The sequence below is a fragment of the Streptomyces sp. NPDC088707 genome (assembly GCF_044752725.1).
In the GTDB taxonomy this organism is placed as follows: domain Bacteria; phylum Actinomycetota; class Actinomycetes; order Streptomycetales; family Streptomycetaceae; genus Streptomyces.
This window is the reverse complement of the sequence record NZ_JBIVLV010000013.1, coordinates 152987-170279: the sequence shown is the minus strand read 5'-3', so window position 1 is coordinate 170279 and position 17293 is coordinate 152987. Positions and strand designations below refer to the sequence as shown.

General features: G+C 72.8%; 14 protein-coding genes. 8 read left to right on the top strand and 6 right to left on the bottom strand.

From position 1 onward, the window contains the following. Positions 1 to 66: 66 nt before the first annotated feature. Both argF and ACIP84_RS32660 read left to right on the top strand, forming a co-directional pair. Complete coding sequence (gene argF, locus ACIP84_RS32665) at positions 67 to 1122, top strand: ornithine carbamoyltransferase (RefSeq protein WP_401802831.1); 1056 nt, start codon at positions 67 to 69, stop codon at positions 1120 to 1122. Between the two features lie 118 nt (positions 1123 to 1240). Beyond that, a complete protein-coding gene (locus ACIP84_RS32660) occupies positions 1241 to 2680 on the top strand; it encodes an amino acid permease (protein WP_401802830.1) in 1440 nt (479 codons plus the stop codon). On the opposite strand, the gene ACIP84_RS32655 is transcribed toward ACIP84_RS32660, so the two are convergent. Continuing rightward, positions 2634 to 3161, bottom strand: coding sequence for an ATP-binding protein (locus ACIP84_RS32655; RefSeq protein WP_401802828.1), 528 nt, complete (start codon positions 3159 to 3161; stop codon positions 2634 to 2636). The two genes, ACIP84_RS32660 and ACIP84_RS32655, sit on opposite strands and share 47 nt — an antisense overlap. A 245-nt stretch (positions 3162 to 3406) precedes the next feature. On the opposite strand from ACIP84_RS32655, the gene ACIP84_RS32650 reads away from it, so the two are divergent. The 3 genes from ACIP84_RS32650 (at position 3407) to ACIP84_RS32640 (ending at position 7232) form a co-directional block, all read left to right on the top strand. Beyond that, entirely contained in the window at positions 3407 to 4234 is an 828-nt protein-coding gene (locus tag ACIP84_RS32650) for an enoyl-CoA hydratase family protein (RefSeq protein WP_266970163.1), read from the top strand. Further along, the gene (locus ACIP84_RS32645; protein ID WP_401802825.1) at positions 4219 to 6648 is read left to right on the top strand and encodes a bifunctional salicylyl-CoA 5-hydroxylase/oxidoreductase; all 2430 of its coding nucleotides are present in this window, start codon (positions 4219 to 4221) and stop codon (positions 6646 to 6648) included. The genes ACIP84_RS32650 and ACIP84_RS32645 overlap by 16 nt, the downstream gene beginning before the upstream one ends. A 95-nt stretch (positions 6649 to 6743) precedes the next feature. Beyond that, positions 6744 to 7232 (top strand): DUF1772 domain-containing protein, encoded by a 489-nt coding sequence (locus ACIP84_RS32640; RefSeq protein WP_401802823.1) that lies wholly within the window; start codon positions 6744 to 6746, stop codon positions 7230 to 7232. Between the two features lie 51 nt (positions 7233 to 7283). On the opposite strand, the gene ACIP84_RS32635 is transcribed toward ACIP84_RS32640, so the two are convergent. Further along, positions 7284 to 8159 carry a PaaX family transcriptional regulator C-terminal domain-containing protein gene (locus tag ACIP84_RS32635; protein ID WP_401802822.1) on the bottom strand — a complete coding sequence of 292 codons (876 nt, stop codon included), beginning with the start codon at positions 8157 to 8159 and terminating at the stop codon, positions 7284 to 7286. Positions 8160 to 8204: 45 nt separating this feature from the next. Then, complete coding sequence (locus ACIP84_RS32630; protein WP_355959811.1) at positions 8205 to 9827, bottom strand: AMP-binding protein; 1623 nt, start codon at positions 9825 to 9827, stop codon at positions 8205 to 8207. 222 nt (positions 9828 to 10049) lie between these two features. Between ACIP84_RS32630 and ACIP84_RS32625 the strand changes: the two genes are divergently transcribed. From ACIP84_RS32625 to ACIP84_RS32615, 3 genes are all read left to right on the top strand, one after another. Further along, entirely contained in the window at positions 10050 to 11204 is a 1155-nt protein-coding gene (locus ACIP84_RS32625; RefSeq protein WP_401802820.1) for an acyl-CoA dehydrogenase family protein, read from the top strand. Further along, entirely contained in the window at positions 11201 to 11614 is a 414-nt protein-coding gene (locus ACIP84_RS32620) for a RidA family protein (protein WP_355959815.1), read from the top strand. The genes ACIP84_RS32625 and ACIP84_RS32620 overlap by 4 nt, the downstream gene beginning before the upstream one ends. Before the next feature lie 97 nt (positions 11615 to 11711). Next, positions 11712 to 13265, top strand: coding sequence for an MFS transporter (locus tag ACIP84_RS32615; RefSeq protein WP_355959817.1), 1554 nt, complete (start codon positions 11712 to 11714; stop codon positions 13263 to 13265). A gap of 70 nt (positions 13266 to 13335) precedes the next feature. On the opposite strand, the gene ACIP84_RS32610 is transcribed toward ACIP84_RS32615, so the two are convergent. The 3 genes from ACIP84_RS32610 to ACIP84_RS32600 all read right to left on the bottom strand — a co-directional run bounded on the left by ACIP84_RS32610 (position 13336) and on the right by ACIP84_RS32600 (position 17223). Next, entirely contained in the window at positions 13336 to 14865 is a 1530-nt protein-coding gene (locus ACIP84_RS32610) for a UDP-N-acetylglucosamine 1-carboxyvinyltransferase (protein ID WP_355959819.1), read from the bottom strand. Positions 14866 to 14916: 51 nt separating this feature from the next. Beyond that, complete coding sequence (locus ACIP84_RS32605; RefSeq protein ID WP_073906589.1) at positions 14917 to 15273, bottom strand: VOC family protein; 357 nt, start codon at positions 15271 to 15273, stop codon at positions 14917 to 14919. Positions 15274 to 15345: 72 nt separating this feature from the next. Beyond that, entirely contained in the window at positions 15346 to 17223 is a 1878-nt protein-coding gene (locus ACIP84_RS32600; RefSeq protein WP_401802816.1) for an amidohydrolase, read from the bottom strand. Positions 17224 to 17293: the final 70 nt, after the last annotated feature.

Here is a 17293-nt window from a genome sequence, read left to right as displayed (position 1 = left end):
TTCCAGGGTCCCTGATCGTCGTCCCCCGATCGCCGACCCTCGACCGTACCCACAGGAGCGCGTCCCATGGCCACTGACCTCATCGGCCGCCACTTCCTCAAGGAGCTGGACTTCACCGCCGAGGAGTTCCGCGGCCTGATCGCGCTCTCCGCCGAACTCAAGGCCGCCAAGAAGGCCGGCGCCGAGGTCCAGCGACTGCGCGGCCGGAACATCGCGCTGATCTTCGAGAAGACCTCGACCCGCACCCGCTGCGCCTTCGAGGTCGCCGCCGCCGACCAGGGGGCCAGCACCACCTACCTGGACCCGTCCGGCTCCCAGATGGGCCACAAGGAGTCGGTCAAGGACACCGCCCGCGTCCTCGGCCGGATGTTCGACGGCATCGAGTACCGGGGCGACGGTCAGGACATCGTCGAGGAACTCGCCGCCTTCGCCGGCGTCCCCGTGTTCAACGGACTCACCGACGACTGGCACCCCACCCAGATGCTCGCCGACGTGCTCACCATGACCGAGCACACGGACAAGCCGCTGGACGCGATCTCCTTCGCCTACCTCGGCGACGCCCGCTTCAACATGGGCAACTCCTACCTGGTCACCGGCGCCCTGCTCGGCATGGACGTCCGGATCGTCGCCCCGCGCGCGTACTGGCCGTCCGAGGGGATCGTCGCCGCCGCCCGCGAGCTCGCCGAGACCAGTGGAGCCACGGTCACCCTCACCGAGGACGTCGCCGAGGGGGTCAGGGGCGCCGACTTCGTGGCCACCGACGTCTGGGTCTCCATGGGTGAGCCCAAGGAGGTCTGGGACGAGCGGATCGCCTCCCTCGCCCCGTACTCCGTGACGATGGACGTGCTGCGCGCCACCGGGAACCCCGACGTCAGGTTCCTGCACTGCCTGCCGGCCTTCCACGATCTGGGGACCGACGTCGGGCGGGACATCCACGCCCGGCACGGCCTCACCGAGCTGGAGGTCTCCGACGAGGTCTTCGAGTCGGCGCACTCGGTCGTGTTCGACGAGGCGGAGAACCGGATGCACACGATCAAGGCGGTCCTGGTCGCGACGATGGCCGGCGGTCCGCTGCCGACGGCGATCCCCGCGGTGATCCCGACGGTGCTTCCGGCGGCATAGCTTTACGCCCGATTGGGTGAATATGCGTGGTGCGGTTTACGATCGCACCCTTACAGGGGGTTCGGGCAGTCATGCCCGAACCCCCTGACGCGTGCCCATGAGAGATGAGAACCACCGCATGACCCCGTCCGCCTCGCGGATCAAGACCCCGCAGCAGCTCCTCGCCGAATCCGGCGCCGACCTCGAAGGCCACGGCCTCAAGCGCACCATGGGCCTCTTTCAGCTCGTGTGCTTCGGTGTCGGCGCGATCGTCGGCACCGGCATCTTCGTCGGCCTCTCCGACAGCGTCGCCGAGGCGGGCCCCGCGGTGGTGATCTCCTTCGTCCTCGCCGCGATCACCTGCGTCTTCACCGCCTTCTCCTTCGCGGAGCTGGGCGGCGCGATCCCGGTCTCGGGCTCCTCGTACTCCTTCGCGTACGCGAGCCTCGGCGAGCGGGCCGCCTTCCTCGTCGGCTGGTGCCTGCTCCTGGAGTACGGCGTCTCGGTCTCCGCGGTCGCCGTCGGCTGGAGCCAGTACCTCAACGAACTCCTCGAAAGCCTCACCGGCTGGCAGCTCCCGGCCGTGCTCTCCGCCGGACCCGGCGAGGGCGGGGTCGTCAACGTGCCCGCCGTGGTCGTGATCGCGCTCGCCGCCACCCTCCTGGTGCGCGGGGTCCGGGAGAGCGCGCGGGCGACCGCGGCCATGGCGATCCTCAAGATCGGGATCCTGGTCGTCTTCTGCGCCGTCGGCTTCTCGGCCTTCCAGGCCGGCCACCTCTCCCCGTTCGCCGACCACGGCATGGCCGGGATCACCGCGGGCGCCTCGGTGGCCTTCTTCTCGTACATCGGCTTCGACGCGATCACCACGGCCGGCGAGGAGGTCGAGAACCCCCGCCGGAACATTCCGATCGCCATCCTCATCTGCATCGGGCTCGTCACGCTGCTCTACTGCGCCGTCGCGCTCTCCGCGATCGGGGCCCTCGGCGCCGACGCCGTGGCCGACCGGCCGGCCGCGCTCTCGCTGGTCGTCGACCAGGTGACCGGATCGTCGGTCGGCGGCGGGATCATCGCGTTCGGCGCGGTCGTCGCCATCGCGTCCGTCGTCCTCGCGGTGATGTACGGGCAGACCCGGATCCTGATGTCGATGTCCCGCGACGGTCTCGTGCCCCGGGTCTTCGAGCGGGTCTCGCCGAAGTCCGCCACTCCGGTGGCCAACACCTGGATCGTGGCCGCGGTCTTCGCCGTCCCGGCGGCGTTCGCCTCGCTGGACGTGGTCGTCAACCTGACCACCATCGGCACGCTCGCCGTCATGGCGGTCGTCAATCTCGCGGTGATGGTGCTGCGGCGCCGGAACCCCGAGCTGCCGCGCTCGTTCCGGGTGCCGCTCTTCCCCCTGAGCCCGATCCTCGGCATCGGGTTCTGCCTCTACCTCATGTGGGGTACGGGCTGGACGACCTGGCTGCAGTTCGCCGGGTTCCTGGTCGTCGGGACGCTGGTGTACGCCGGCTACGGGCGCCGCCGCTCGCGTCTCGTCACTGCTCCGAGCGGGGGCGCTGCGCCGGTATCCCCGGCAGAGTGAACCAGACCGCCTTGCCGTGTTCGGTGGGGCGGTGGCCGCAGTCGCTGCTGAGCGCCCGGATGAGGAGCAGGCCCCGGCCGTGCTCCTGCCACGGGTCCACCTCTCCCGGCGCGGGGCAGACGAGCTCGCCCGCACGGGCGGGCTCGGCGTCGTGGACCTCGATCTGACACCCGCCGGGCGTGGCGAGCAGCTCGACGACCAGCTCGATGGGGCCGAGGCCGGCGGTGTGCTCGACGGCGTTGGCGACGAGCTCGGCGGTGAGCAGCTCCGCGGTGTCGCGGTCGGGGCGGCCGCCGGTCCCGGGGTCGAGGTCGGTGAGGGCGGTACGGATCAGGGCGCGGGCGATCGGCACGGCGGCCGTGGTGTGCGGCAGCCGGACGCGCCACGAGGCGGCGGGCCCGTGTGCGGGGGGTCCGGTGGCTGCGGCGGGCCCGGTCGGTCCGGCGGACGGGCCGGCTGCGGGTCCGGTGGCTTCGGGCATGGGGCAGGCTCCCTTCACCGAGTGGGGGTGGGCGAGTGGGGTGGAGGCATCCCGAGACGTCCTGGTTTCAACCTTACGAGGTGCAATCTATTCCTCCAGAGGCACCCCTCCCTGAGGGGTGGGGACCTCCGTCACCGGCTGCCGAGGACCTTCTGCGGGCACCCTCACCCCTCCCTTATCGCGTACTCGTGACGATGGTCACAGGAGAGTGATACCCTCCGAACGGAGGAAGGAGGCCGTTCCGGATGAGCCCCTTTATCGGCTCCACGCCCCGCACGGCACGCTGGCACCATCTGCGCGTCGACATCGACCGGGGTGTCGCCACCGTCACGCTGGCCCGACCCGCGAAACTCAACGCCCTCACCTTCGGCGCCTACGCCGATCTGCGCGACCTCCTCGCCGAGCTCTCCCGCGAGCGGTCCGTCCGTGCGCTCGTCCTCGACGGCGAGGGCCGCGGGTTCTGCTCCGGCGGCGACGTGGACGAGATCATCGGCGCCACGCTCGCGCTCGACACCGCCCAGCTCCTCGACTTCAACCGGATGACCGGCCAGGTCGTCCGGGCCCTCCGCGAATGCCCCTTCCCGGTCGTCGCCGCCCTCCACGGCGTCGCGGCGGGCGCCGGGGCCGTCCTCGCGCTCGCCGCCGACTTCCGGATCGCCGACCCCACGACCCGCTTCGCGTTCCTCTTCACCCGGGTCGGTCTCTCCGGCGGCGACATGGGCGCGGCGTATCTGCTGCCCCGGGTCGTCGGCCTCGGCCACGCCACCCGGCTCCTCATGCTCGGCGAGCCCGTCCTGGCCCCGGAGGCCGAGCGCATCGGCCTGCTCTCCGAGCTCACCGAGGAGGGCGGAGCGGGCGAGCGGGCCGCCGAACTCGCCCGCCGCCTGGCCGACGGCCCGGCACTCGCCCTCGCCCAGACGAAGGCGCTGCTCACCTCGGAACTCGACATGCCGCTGGCCGCCTCGATCGAACTGGACGCGGCCACCCAGGCCCTCCTGATGAACGGCGAGGACTACGCCGAGTTCCACGCCGCCTTCACGGAGAAGCGCCCTCCGAAATGGCGGGGGTGCTGACGATGCGAGGCCCCGGGCGGGATCCGGCTCCCGCGCGGGATCCGGGCGCCGGGCGGGACTCGGCTCCCGGGCGGGACCTGACTCCCGGGCAGGACCCGGGCCCCGGGCAGGACCCGGGCCCCGCCGCGAGCCCGGCCCACGCCCCCCGCCGTGCCCGTGGCGGCCCCGCCCTCTCCCGTATCGCCGTCGTCGGTGGCGGCCCCGGCGGGCTCTACGCCGCCGCGCTCCTCAAGCGCCTCGACCCCGCCCGGGAGATCACCGTCTGGGAGCGGAACGCCCCCTCCGACACCTTCGGTTTCGGCGTCGTCCTCTCCGACGAGACCCTCGGCGGCATCCGGGAGGCCGACCCCGTCGTCTACGAGGCGCTCGGCCGCGACATGGTCCGCTGGGACGACATCGACGTCGTCCACCGGGGCCACCGCAGCACCTCCACCGGCCACGGCTTCGCCGCCCTCGGCCGCCGCCGGCTCCTGGAGATCCTGCACGCCCGCTGCACCGACCTGGGGGTACGGCTGCGCTTCCGCACGGAGGCCCCGCCCGCCGAGCTCCTCGCCGCCGACCACGACCTGGTGGTCGCCGCCGACGGCGTCCACAGCCGCACCCGCGAGGCCCACGCCGCCCACTTCCGCCCCCGGATCACCACCCACCGCTGCCGCTACATCTGGCTCGCCGCGGACTTCGCCTTCGACGCCTTCCGCTTCGAGACCGCCGAGACCGAGTACGGCGTGATGCAGCTGCACGCCTACCCCTACGAGGCCGGCGCCTCCACCGCCATCGTCGAGATGCGCGAGGAGGTCTGGCGGGCCGCCGGCTTCGACGAACTCGACGAGGCGGAGTCCACCGTCCGCTGCGCGAAGATCTTCACCGAGGCGCTCGGCGGCCGGGAGCTGCGCTCCCACCGCTCCGCCTGGACCGCCTTCCGCACCGTCGTCAACGAGCGCTGGTCGTACGGCACCACCGTGCTCATCGGCGACGCCGCCCACACCGCGCACTTCTCCATCGGCTCCGGCACCAAACTGGCCGTCGAGGACGCCCTGGCCCTGGCCCACAGCCTCCGCGACCACCCCACCCCCGCCGAGGCCCTCGCCGCCTACGAGGCCGAGCGGCGGCCCGTCGTCGAGTCCACCCAGCGCGCGGCCACCGCCAGCCTCCAGTGGTTCGAGGAGCTCGCGGGCCACGCCGACCGGCCGCCCCGGCGCTTCGCCTTCGACCTGCTCACCCGCAGCCGCCGCGTCACCCACGCCAACCTGCGGCTCCGTGACCCGGCCTTCACCGCCACCGTCGAGCGCGACTTCGGCTGCCCGCCCGGCACCCCGCCGATGTTCACGCCCTTCCGGCTCCGAGGGTTGACCCTGCGCAACCGGATCGTCGTCTCCCCGATGGACATGTACGTCGCCGAGGACGGCCTCCCCGGCGACTTCCACCTCGTCCACCTGGGCTCCAGGGCCCTCGGCGGCCCCGGACTCGTCATGACCGAGATGGTCTGCGTGAGTCCGGAGGGCCGGATCACCCCGGGCTGCACGGGCCTGTGGACCGACGAACAGGCCGCCGCCTGGAGCCGGATCACGGCCTTCGTCCACGCGCAGGCGCCCGGCTCCGCGATCGGCGTCCAGCTCGGCCACTCCGGCCGCAAGGGCTCCACCCGCCGCATGTGGGAGGGCATCGACCGGCCCCTGCCCGAGGGCAACTGGCCGCTCGTCGCCGCCTCGCCCCTCCCGTACCGCCCGGGCGTCAACCAGACCCCGCGCGCCCTCGACCGCGCCGGACTCACCGCCGTACGCGAGGAGTTCGCGGCCGCCGCCCGCCGGGCCGCGCACGCCGGCTTCGACCTCCTCGAACTGCACTGCGCCCACGGCTACCTGCTCTCCGGCTTCCTCTCCCCGCTCACCAACCACCGCACGGACGGCTACGGCGGCGATCTGGCCGGCCGGCTCCGCTTCCCGCTCGAAGTCTTCGACGCCGTACGGGAGGTGTGGCCGGAGGACCGCCCCATGACCGTCCGCGTCTCGGCCACCGACTGGGCCGAGGGCGGGACCAGCGACGAGGACGCGGTCGCCGTCGCCCGCGCCTTCAGCGAGCACGGCGCCGACGCGATCGACGTCTCCACCGGCCAGGTCGTCCCCGATGAGACCCCGGCCTACGGCCGCTCGTACCAGACCCCGTACGCCGACCGGATACGCAACGCGACCGGCGTCCCCGTGATCGCGGTCGGCGCTATCTCCTCCTGGGACGACGTCAACTCCCTGCTCCTGGCCGGCCGTGCCGACCTCTGCGCCCTCGCCCGCCCGCACCTCTACGACCCGCACTGGACCCTGCACGCCGCCGCCGAACAGGGCTACGAGGGGCCGGCGGCCCCCTGGCCCGCCCCGTACCGCGCGGGCAACCGCCCGCCCCCGACCGGCCGCCGGGGCTGAGGGGCGCCCCCGGGGCGGTGTCCGTGGACGCCCGCGTATGCGGGGGCGACGCGCTCGCATGGTCCCCGCACCGCCCGCTGCCCTTGAATGGGGACATGACAGAGCAGCGGGGTGGGAAGGGTGCCGGGGCGGTCCTCGGCGCGGCGACGGTGGCGACCGGACTGGTCGCGGGGGTGTGGTTCGCGTACGTGTGCTCGGTGATGCCGGCGCTGGCACGCAGCGACGACCGGGTCTATGTGGAAGTGATGCGGAACATCAACGAGGTGATCCAGAACCCGCTCTTCTTCACCCCGTTCTTCGGCGCGACGGTCCTCGCGGCGGTGGCCGCCTGGCAGCACCGCGCCACCCGGGCGCGGATCTGGACGCTCGCCGCGCTCGTGCTCTCGGTGGCGGTCTTCCTGGTCACCTCGGCGGCGAACGTCCCCCTCAACGACGCGCTCGCCGCTGCCACGGACCCCACGGCCGCCCGCGCGGCCTTCGAGGGGCCCTGGGTGGCGTGGAACCTGGTCCGGGCGATCCTGACCACGGTGGGCTTCGCCTGCCTGCTCCGGGCCCTGGCGGTACGCTCCCGGCCCCGGGGCTAGTCCCCAAACCCGGACCCGGACCCGGACCCGGTCGTCACGTCACGGACCCGGTCACGTCACGGACCCGTTCGCGGCCCCGGACACGTACGGGCGGACGAACTCCGCGCCACGGTCCCGCAGCCGCTCGTGCAGGGCCGTGAAGACCTCGGCCGAGCGCCGGCCCGGCCAGTCGTCGGGCAGGAGCTCCGCCGGGAGCACCGGGTCCGCGTACGGCAGCCGGCGCCAGGAGTCCAGGGCGAGCAGATAGTCCCGGTAGGCCGCCTCCGCGCCTCCCGGGGCGGCCGTGCCTCCCGGGGCCTCCGGAGCCCCCGAGGGCGCACGCCAGGCCCGCAGCACCGGTTCGTGGGCCGCCAGGAACTCCTCGTGGAGCCGGGCGATGGCCGGCAGGTCCCACCAGCGGGCGACCGCCCCGGCCGTCGCCGCGTACCCCAGGTGGTCGCCCCGGAAGAGGTCCACGTACGGGGAGAGCTCCAGGCGCTCCAGGGTGTTCCGGGTCTCCTCGTACAGCCGCGCGGGTGCGATCCAGACGCCGGGCGCGGCCGTGCCGAAGCCCAGGCGGGCGAGCCGGGAGCGCAGCAGGTGCCGCTTGTGCCGCTCGGCCTCGGGCACCGAGAAGACGGCCAGGACCCAGCCCTCGGAGAGCTTGGGCTCGGTATGGGCGTAGATCCGGCGGTCGCCGTCGTCCAGGAGCCTGCGGGCGTCGTCCGAGAGGGCGTATCCGGCGGCCCCGTCGGCCGTCCGGCCCGGCAGCAGCAGTCCGCGCCGCTTCAGCCGCGACACCGAGGAACGCACCGAGGGCGCGTCCACCCCGAGGACGGCGAGCAGCCGGATGAGCGCGGCCACCGGCATCGGCGACCCGTCGGGCGCACGGCCGTACGCGCCGTAGAGGGAGACGATCAGGGATCGGGGGGTGTGCTGCTCGGCCACGTGATCACTTTAGAGGGTGGCGCGCCGGCCGGGCCGGGGCGGGCGTCACGCCGGGTCGCGCAGCCGGAAGCGCTGGAGCTTTCCCGTGGGGGTGCGCGGCAGCGCGTCCAGGAAGACGACCTCGCGGGGCGACTTGTACGGGGCGAGCCGGGCGCGGACGAAGGCGCGCAGCGCGGCGGCGGTGCCCGCGTCGCGCGGCACCCCGTCGCGTACCACCGTGTAGGCGACGACGACCTGCCCGCGCAGTTCGTCGGGGCGGCCCACGACCGCCGTCTCCACCACGTCCGGGTGGTCGAGGAGCACCTCCTCGACCTGGGGTCCCGCGATGTTGTACCCGGCCGAGATGATCATGTCGTCGGCGCGTGAGACGTAGCGGAAGTAGCCGTCGGGCTCGCGGACGTACGTGTCGCCCGTGACGTTCCAGCCCTCCCGTACGTACTCCGTCTGGCGGGGATCGGCCAGATAGCGGCAGCCGACCGGGCCGCGCACCGCGAGCAGCCCCTCCTCGCCGTCCGGGACGTCCCTGCCCGCGTGGTCGACGACCCTGGCCTGCCAGCCGGGCACGGGGCGGCCCGTGGCGCCGGGGCGGATGTCGCCGTCGGCGGCGGAGATGAAGATGTGCAGGAGTTCCGTGGCGCCGATGCCGTTGATCAGGCGCAGACCGGTGCGCGCGTACCAGGCCTTCCAGGTGGTCTCCGGCAGGTTCTCCCCGGCCGAGACGCAGCGCCGCAGGGAGCCCAGGTCGGGGGCCGTGCCCTGGGTGAGCTCGTCGAGCATGACCCGGTAGGCCGTCGGGGCGGTGAAGAGCACCGAGACCCGGTGCCGCTCGATCGCGGCGAGCAGCTGCTTGGGTCCGGCCTGTTCGAGGAGGACCGCGCTCGCCCCGGCCCGCAGGGGGAAGACGACGAGCGCGCCGAGGCCGAACGTGAAGGCGAGCGGCGGCGAACCGGCGAAGACGTCGTCGGGCAGCGGGCGCAGGACGTGCGCGGAGAAGGTGTCGGCGATGGCCAGGACGTCCCGGTGGAAGTGGACGCAGCCCTTGGGCCGCCCGGTCGTGCCGGAGGTGAAGGCGATGAGGGCCACGTCGTCGGCTGCCGTCTCCACCGCCGGGTACGGGCCGGGGCGGCGGGCCGCGAGGGTGAGCAGGTCGTCCGGGCCCTCCCCGCCGAAGGGGGTGACGCGGAGCCCGGGTATCCGGGCTGCGAGGAGCTCGTCGAGGCTGTGGACGTCGCAGAGGGCGTGGGTGCAGTGGGCCGCGTCGGCCATCGTGGCCAGCTCGGGGGCGCGCTGCTGGGCGAGGACCGTGACGGCGACCGCGCCGGCCTTCATCACGGCGAGCCAGCAGGCGGCGAGCCAGGGGGTGGTGGGGCCGCGCAGGAGGACCCGGTTGCCGGGCCGGACCCGCAGGTCGGAGGTGAGGGCATGGGCGATGCGGTCGACCCGGTCCTGGAGCTCTCCGTAGGTCCAGACGCCGCCTTCGCCGTCGTGGAAGGCGGGCCGGTCCGCGCCGAATCGTTCCGCCGTACGGTCGAGGAGCTCGGCGCCGCAGTTGAGCCGTTCGGGGTACACCAGCTCGGGGAGGTCGAAGAGGAGACGCGGCCACCGGTCCGGCGGAGGCAGCCGGTCACGGGCGAAGGTGTCGAGGTGGGCCGAGGGTGTCAGCTCCATGAGTCCGTCCCCCTGTCGTGGTGGGGTCGACCGTCGCCCCACGAGCGTATCGTGTTGGTGACGGCAGTCAACGGTTCGCGACAAGGGTGCTTGTGAGCGCCCTGACGAAGGCACCGGACGGCGCGCGGACGCCGTACGGCGCAGGGACGCACGCACCGGACGGCACAGGCACACCGCCCGGTGCGGGGACGAAGACGCCCGAGGGCGTCAGAGAGGGCCCACATGCCCGCATTCTCGCTCGATCCGGCACAGACCACCTGGTGTGCGGAGCTCCGCACCCTCGCCGCCGACCACCTGAAGCCCCTCGCCGGCAAGGGCGAACCGGGCCGGGTCAACCGCCCCCTCGTGGCCGCCCTCGGCGAGCTCGGCCTCCTCGCCCGGCTCTTCGAGGCGGGCGCCCTCGAACTCTGCCTCCTGCGCGAATCCCTCGCCAGGACCTGCACCGAGGCCGAGACCGCCCTGGCCCTCCAGGGCCTCGGCACCCACCCCGTCGCCGCCTTCGGCACCCCCGCGCAGCGCGCCCGCTGGCTCCCCGAGGCCACCGCGGGACGCGCCGTCGCCGCCTTCGCGCTCTCCGAGCCCGACGCCGGCTCCGACGCCGCCGCGCTGGCCCTGGAGGCCCGCCCCGACGGAGCCGGCGGCTGGCGCCTGTACGGCGAGAAGCGCTGGATCTCCAACGCCCCCGAGGCCGACTTCGCCACCGTCTTCGCCCGCACCACCCCGGACGCCGGAGCCCGCGGGGTCACCGCGTTCCTCGTCCCCGCCGACCGGCCGGGACTCGGCGGCGAGGCCCTCGACATGCTCGCCCCGCACGCCCTCGGCACCCTCACCTTCGACGGCGTCCCCGTCGGCCCCGACGACCTGCTCGGCGAACCCGACCGGGGCTTCCGGGTCGCCATGACCACCCTCAACCTCTTCCGGCCCAGCGTCGGGGCCTTCGCCGTCGGCATGGCCCAGGCCGCCCTCGACGCCGCCCTCGCCCACACCGCCGACCGCCCCGCCTTCGGCGGACACCTCGCCGACCTCCAGTCCGTGGCGCACCGGATCGCCGAGATGGCCACCCGCACCGAGGCCGCCCGCCTCCTGGTCTACGCGGCGGCCACGGCGTACGACGACGGCGACCCGGACGTGCCCCGGCGCTCCGCCATGGCCAAACTCCTCGCCACCGAGACCGCGCAGTACGTCGTCGACTCCGCCGTCCAACTCCACGGCGCCCGCGCCCTCCAGCGCGGCCACCTCCTCGAACACCTCTACCGCGAGGTCAGGGCACCCCGCATCTACGAGGGGGCGACCGAGGTCCAGCGCACGATCATCGCCAAGGAGCTGTACGCGACCCACCGACGGTCCCACCCCCGCCAGGAGGAGCCGACCCCATGAGCCTGCACCGGCACAACCCCGCCGAACTCGCCCCGCCCACCGGTTTCTCCCACGCCGTCACCGCCACCGGCACCCGGCTGGTCTTCCTCGCCGGACAGACCGCCCTCGACAGCGACGGCGCGGTCGTGGGGGACACCCTGACCGAGCAGTTCACCACCGCGCTCGCCAACCTCCTCACCGCCCTGCGCCACGCCGGCGGCACTCCGGCCGACCTCGCCCGCGTCACCGTCTACACCACCGACGTCGACGACTACCGCGCCCACGCGCCCGAACTCGGCCGGATCTGGCGGCGGTTGGCGGGCCGCGACTACCCGGCGATGGCCGTGATCGGAGTCGTACGGCTCTGGGACGAGCAGGCACGGGTGGAGCTGGACGGCTTCGCGGTCCTGGAGGAACCGTCCCCCCATTGATCAACTGGTCACCCGCGTGGGCCGGGCTTAGTGTCGAAAGGTGGACCGACCGGCCCACGGCTGCCACAGGTGAGGGCGTTGCGCGCCATGAACAGCCATGACTAGCACACCGAAGCCGAGCCCCACGGCGACCGCACCCCGCAAGAGCGGGGGAGACGGCAAGGGCATCGCACTCTTCGTGATCGCGTCGTGTCAGCTGATGGTGGTGCTCGACATCACCATCGTGAACATCGCGCTCCCGCACATCCAGACCGCGCTGGACTTCTCCACCACCAGCCTGGCCTGGGTCGTCAACGCCTACACGCTGACCTTCGGCGGTCTGCTGCTCCTCGGCGGCCGCGCGGGCGACATCCTCGGCCGCCGCCGCGTCTTCATCTTCGGCGTGCTGCTCTTCGGACTCGCCTCGCTGCTCTGCGGACTGGCCCAGAGCGAGTGGCAACTCCTCGCCGCCCGTGCCCTCCAGGGCGTCGGCGGTGCCATCGCCTCGCCGACCTCCCTCTCGCTGATCACCACGACCTTCGACGAAGGCCCGGAACGCAACCGGGCGTTCGGCGTCTTCGCGGGAGTCTCGGCCGGCGGCGGCGCGATCGGCCTGGTGGCCGGCGGCATGCTCGTCCAATGGCTCGACTGGCGCTGGATCTTCTTCGTCAACGTCCCCATCGCCGTGGTCATCGCCATCCTCACCCCCCGTCACGTCAAGGAGTCCGAGCGGCGCCCCGGCCACTTCGACCTCGCCGGCGCGCTCACCTCGACCCTCGGCATGGTGGCCCTCGTGTACGGGTTCATCCGGGCGGCCCAGGAAGGCTGGCGCGACCCTCTCACGATCGGCTCGTTCATCGCGGCGGTCGTGCTCCTGGGCGTCTTCCTCCTGATCGAACGGCGTTCCCAGCAGCCCATCACACCGCTGCGCATGTTCGCCGACCGCAACCGCTCGGGCACCTACGCCATCATGCTGTGCCTGGCCGCGGCGATCTTCGGGATGTTCTTCTTCCTCACCCTGTTCGTCCAACAGGTGCTCGGCTTCAGCCCGCTGGCGACGGGTCTCGCGTTCCTGCCGGTCAGCGCCATCATCGGAGTGGGCGCCGGCCTCACCTCCAACCTGCTGCCCCGGTACGGGCCGAAACCCTTCATGGTGACCGGTTCGGTGCTCGCGGCGGCAGGACTCGCCTGGCTGACCCTCACGGACGTGGACTCCACGTACCTGGGAAGCATCCTCGGCCCGATCCTCGTCTTCGGCCTCGGCATGGGCTTCATGTTCGTCTCGCTGACCATCATGGCGCTGTCGAACGTCGAACAACGGGACACGGGCGCCGCGTCCGGCCTGCTCAACGCCATGCAGCAGGTGGGCGGTTCGCTGGGCCTCTCGATCCTGGTGACGGTCTTCGGCACGGCCAGCCGCAACGAGGCGGAGACCGCGGTACCGGCTTTCCTCGCCCAGGCGAGCCCGCTGCAGAAGGCCGAGTTCGCCAGAACGGGCGTGCTCCCGCCGCCCTGGGGCGACGAGGTACTGACCTCCGGCGTCTCCGCGGGCTTCGTCACGGCAGCGGTGTTCGCCGTGGTCGGCCTCCTGATCTCCCTCTTCGTCATCAAGGTCCGCCAGTCGGACATCGACCGCCTCAAGGGCGGGGTCGGACCGGGCGTGGGCGCCTGAGCCGCCGTGCCCGGGCTACGGACAAGGCCCCCTCGCCCGGAAGAGCGAGGGGGCCTCGGGGGTCCGGTGCCTAGATGTCCCGGAAGATCTCGATCTGCGCGCCGATCGAGTTCAGGCGCTCCGCCAGGTCCTCGTAGCCGCGGTTGATGACGTACACGTTCCGGAGGACCGACGTGCCCTCGGCCGCCATCATCGCCAGGAGGACGACCACCGCCGGGCGCAGGGCCGGCGGGCACATCATCTCGGCGGCGCGCCAGCGGGTGGGGCCCTCCACCAGGACGCGGTGGGGGTCGAGGAGCTGGAGGCGGCCGCCGAGACGGTTGAGGTCCGTGAGGTAGATGGCCCGGTTGTCGTAGACCCAGTCGTGGATCAGCGTCTTGCCCTGCGCCGTGGCCGCGATCGCCGCGAAGAAGGGGACGTTGTCGATGTTCAGGCCGGGGAACGGCATCGGGTGGATCTTGTCGATCGGCGCCTCCAGCTTGGAGGGGCGGACCGTCAGGTCGACCAGGCGCGTCCGGCCGTTGTCCGCCGGGTACTCGGCGGAGCGGTCGTGGTCGAGGCCCATCTCCTCCAGGACCGCGAGTTCGATCTCCATGAACTCGATCGGGACCCGGCGGATGGTCAGTTCGGATTCCGTGACGACCGCCGCGGCCAGCAGGCTCATCGCCTCGACCGGGTCCTCGGAGGGGGAGTAGTCGACGTCCACGTCGATCTGCGGCACGCCGTGCACGGTGAGGGTGGTGGTGCCGATGCCGTCCACCCGTACGCCCAGGGCCTCAAGGAAGAAGCACAGGTCCTGGACCATGTAGTTGGAGGAGGCGTTGCGGATGACGGTCACGCCGTCGTGGCGGGCGGCCGCGAGCAGGGCGTTCTCGGTCACGGTGTCGCCGCGCTCGGTCAGCACGATCGGGCGGTCGGGGGAGACGGAGCGCTCGACCTGGGCGTGGTAGATGCCCTCGGTGGCGGTGATGTCGAGGCCGAAGCGGCGCAGCGCGATCATGTGGGGCTCGATCGTGCGCGTACCGAGGTCGCAGCCGCCGGCGTACGGCAGCTTGAAGCGGTCCATGCGGTGCAGCAGCGGGCCGAGGAACATGATGATCGAGCGGGTGCGGATCGCGGCCTCGGCGTCGATCGAGTCCATGTCCAGCTCGGCCGGCGGCACGATCTCCAGGTCGACGCCGTCGTTCACCCAGCGGGTGCGCACCCCGATGGAGTTCAGCACCTCCAGGAGCCGGAAGACCTCCTCGATGCGGGCGACCCGGCGCAGGACCGTGCGGCCCTTGTTGAGGAGGGAGGCGCAGAGCAGTGCGACGCAGGCGTTCTTGCTCGTCTTGACGTCGATGGCGCCCGAGAGCCGGCGGCGGCCGACGACCCTGAGGTGCATGGGTCCCGCGTAACCCAGGGACACGATCTCGCTGTCGAGGGCTTCGCCGATCCGGGCGATCATCTCAAGGCTGATGTTCTGGTTGCCGCGCTCGATCCGGTTGACGGCGCTCTGGCTTGTGGCCAGTGCGTCGGCGAGCTGCGTCTGCGTCCAGCCGCGGTGCTGCCGGGCGTCACGGATGAGCTTGCCGATGCGTACGAGGTAGTCGTCTGCCATGGCGTCACGTTATCTCAGATATGAGATGGTGCTTGCTGTTGGGGTAGGCCATCAGGGTGACAGGCTGTGCGCGGTCGGGTGGCGCGGCTCGTACAGCGGGAGTTCGGTCCCGCTCGGCAGCCGTACGGCGGCGAGCAGGCCCCAGCCCTGGTCGGTGATGGCGCGTGAGATCTCCGCGCCCCGGTCCTCAAGGTCCTTCAGGGTCGCGGTGAGGTCGTCGCACATGAGATAGAGCTCGTGCTTCGGCTCCTCCGACGTGGGGTGGACGGCGACCTCGGCGGGCGGCAGCTTGAAGATGAGCCAGCCGCGCCCGGCGTCCACGTGCGGGAAGCCCGCGACGTCCTTGAGGAAGGCCCGGTCGGCCTCCGCGTCCCGCGTGTAGAGAATCACATGCGCGCCACTGAACATGTCCCGATCGTCGGCCGCCCGCACGGCCGCGGCAATTCGTCCGCGGCCGTACGGGCGCCTTCCGGGGCGGGTTCAGTGCGCCGCGCAGCCGCACGCCCGGTGCCGGCCGCCGTGCACCGCCGCGTACGTCGAGGGCCGCGGCGCGGACGCCGCGCGGGCCAGCCCCGCGGAGGCCGAACGTCCCGAGGCCGACTCCGCGTCATGGACCACGCGGCCCCCGACCAGAGTGAGCCGCACCGCGGTGTCACTGATGTCCGCGACCGGACAACTCATTACATTCCGGTCGAGAACCAGGAGGTCGGCCGCCCGTCCCTCCCGGATCGTCCCGGTCTCCCCGTCCATCCGCAGCTGCCAGGCCGTGCCGTACGTGTGCATCCGCAGCGTCGAGGCGCGGCTCAGGCTCTCGAGGTCGCGGTGGAGCGGCCCCTGGCCGTACGCCCCCTGCCGGTCGATCGCGGTCCGGATCTGGTTCCACACCTGGAGCGCGTCCACCGGCCAGTCCGAGCCGCCGGAGAGCACGGCGCCGTGGCGTTCGAGGGAGCGCGCCGGGTACATCCACCGGTGCCGCTCGGGCCCGATGTACGGCAGCAGCGCCTCCATCGTCCAGGTGTCCGCCGACGCCCACTGCAGCTGCATGCAGGCCGCCACGCCCAGTTGGGCGAAGCGCCGCAGATCGGCCGGGTTCACCAGCTGGAGATGGGCGACGGCGTTGCGCGGGTCGCGCAGTCCGGTGACGCGGCGGGCGTACGCGTATCCGTCGAGCGCCGTCCGTACGGCCCGGTCGCCCAGGCCGTGGGCGTGCATCTGCCAGCCGGCCCGGTTGAAGACGGCCGACAGACGCCCGTAGTCCTGGGCCGATACATACAGTTCGCCCCGGTTGGTGGTGGGGTGACCCGCTCCGTCCAGATACGGTTCGAGGAGCGCCGCCGTCTGCGCCGGGTACTCGATCACCCCGTCGAGGAACACCTTGATCATCCCGAAGCGCAGCCCCCGCACGTCGCCGAACTCCCGGCGCAGCCCCCGGGCGTACGCGAGCGCCGCCGCCGGGTCCTTCGCCTGGTCCGGGTCGAGCCGGATCGCCGGAACGATCCGCTGCGGCAGCTTCCCGGCCGCCGCGAGCGCCCGGTACGTGGCCAGCTCCCCGCGTCCGACCAGGGCGTCCATCATCGTGGTGACCCCCGAGGCCGCCGCCTGGGCGAGCACCCGCGCGCAGGCCGCGACCAGCTCGGCCTCGCTCGGCTCCGGGATGTGCCGGGTGACCAGCGGCTGGGCGTCGTCCTTGAGGACGCCGGTCGGCCGGCCGTCCGCGCCCTTCACGATCTTCCCGCCCACCGGGTCCGGCGTGGCGGCCGTGATGCCGGCGATCTCCAGCGCGCGGCCGTTGACCCAGATGTTGTGGCCGTCGCCGCCGACCAGGGCGACCGGACGGCGGGTGGGCAGGGCGTCGAGCAGCGAGTGGTGGGGGAGCGAGCCCTGCGGCAGCAGGCCGATCGGGTTCCAGTCCTCCACCACGAGCCAGCCGTCCGGCTCCTGCCCCGGGCTGTCCTTCAGGAAGCCGGTCAGGATCGCGAGCAGCTCCTCCCGCGTCGTCTCCGCCCCTTCGAGGGAGGGCCGCAGCGAGCGGCTGCCCGCGCCCAGGGGGTGGACGTGGCCGTCGTGGATGCCGCTCATCACGGTCGCGCCGCGCGCGTCGACGACCTCGGTGTCCCGGCCGACGAGGCGGCGCAGTTCGCCGCCCCGCCCGGTCGCCAGGATGCGGCCGTCGCGGCCGACGGCCACGGCCTCGACGGGACGGCCGCCGGACCTCCCGGTGAACACCCGGGCGTTGTGCACGACCAGCGCGGCCGACCGGCGGCGCGAGCCCGCCGCCGCGGGGCTCCCGGCGACCCCGACGAGACCCGCCGCGCCGGCGGCGGCGAGAACGGTGCGCCGGCTCAGGGAAGAAGTCATGACCACTCCAAACATTGGCTGTGGCCGGACGTTCGCTGATTAACGTCGTAACCAGTACCCTCCCCGGACC

What these genes read in the sequence shown, in the direction of transcription:
- argF (WP_401802831.1), top strand. Translation starts at nt 67, where the DNA reads ATGGCCACTGACCTCATCGGCCGCCACTTCCTCAAGGAGCTGGACTTC.
- ACIP84_RS32615 (WP_355959817.1), top strand. Translation starts at nt 11,712, where the DNA reads ATGACTAGCACACCGAAGCCGAGCCCCACGGCGACCGCACCCCGCAAG.
- ACIP84_RS32620 (WP_355959815.1), top strand. Translation starts at nt 11,201, where the DNA reads ATGAGCCTGCACCGGCACAACCCCGCCGAACTCGCCCCGCCCACCGGT.
- ACIP84_RS32610 (WP_355959819.1), bottom strand. Translation starts at nt 14,865, where the DNA reads ATGGCAGACGACTACCTCGTACGCATCGGCAAGCTCATCCGTGACGCC.
- ACIP84_RS32645 (WP_401802825.1), top strand. Translation starts at nt 4,219, where the DNA reads ATGGCGGGGGTGCTGACGATGCGAGGCCCCGGGCGGGATCCGGCTCCC.
- ACIP84_RS32625 (WP_401802820.1), top strand. Translation starts at nt 10,050, where the DNA reads ATGCCCGCATTCTCGCTCGATCCGGCACAGACCACCTGGTGTGCGGAG.
- ACIP84_RS32640 (WP_401802823.1), top strand. Translation starts at nt 6,744, where the DNA reads ATGACAGAGCAGCGGGGTGGGAAGGGTGCCGGGGCGGTCCTCGGCGCG.
- ACIP84_RS32600 (WP_401802816.1), bottom strand. Translation starts at nt 17,223, where the DNA reads ATGACTTCTTCCCTGAGCCGGCGCACCGTTCTCGCCGCCGCCGGCGCG.
- ACIP84_RS32650 (WP_266970163.1), top strand. Translation starts at nt 3,407, where the DNA reads ATGAGCCCCTTTATCGGCTCCACGCCCCGCACGGCACGCTGGCACCAT.
- ACIP84_RS32660 (WP_401802830.1), top strand. Translation starts at nt 1,241, where the DNA reads ATGACCCCGTCCGCCTCGCGGATCAAGACCCCGCAGCAGCTCCTCGCC.
- ACIP84_RS32605 (WP_073906589.1), bottom strand. Translation starts at nt 15,273, where the DNA reads ATGTTCAGTGGCGCGCATGTGATTCTCTACACGCGGGACGCGGAGGCC.
- ACIP84_RS32630 (WP_355959811.1), bottom strand. Translation starts at nt 9,827, where the DNA reads ATGGAGCTGACACCCTCGGCCCACCTCGACACCTTCGCCCGTGACCGG.
- ACIP84_RS32655 (WP_401802828.1), bottom strand. Translation starts at nt 3,161, where the DNA reads ATGCCCGAAGCCACCGGACCCGCAGCCGGCCCGTCCGCCGGACCGACC.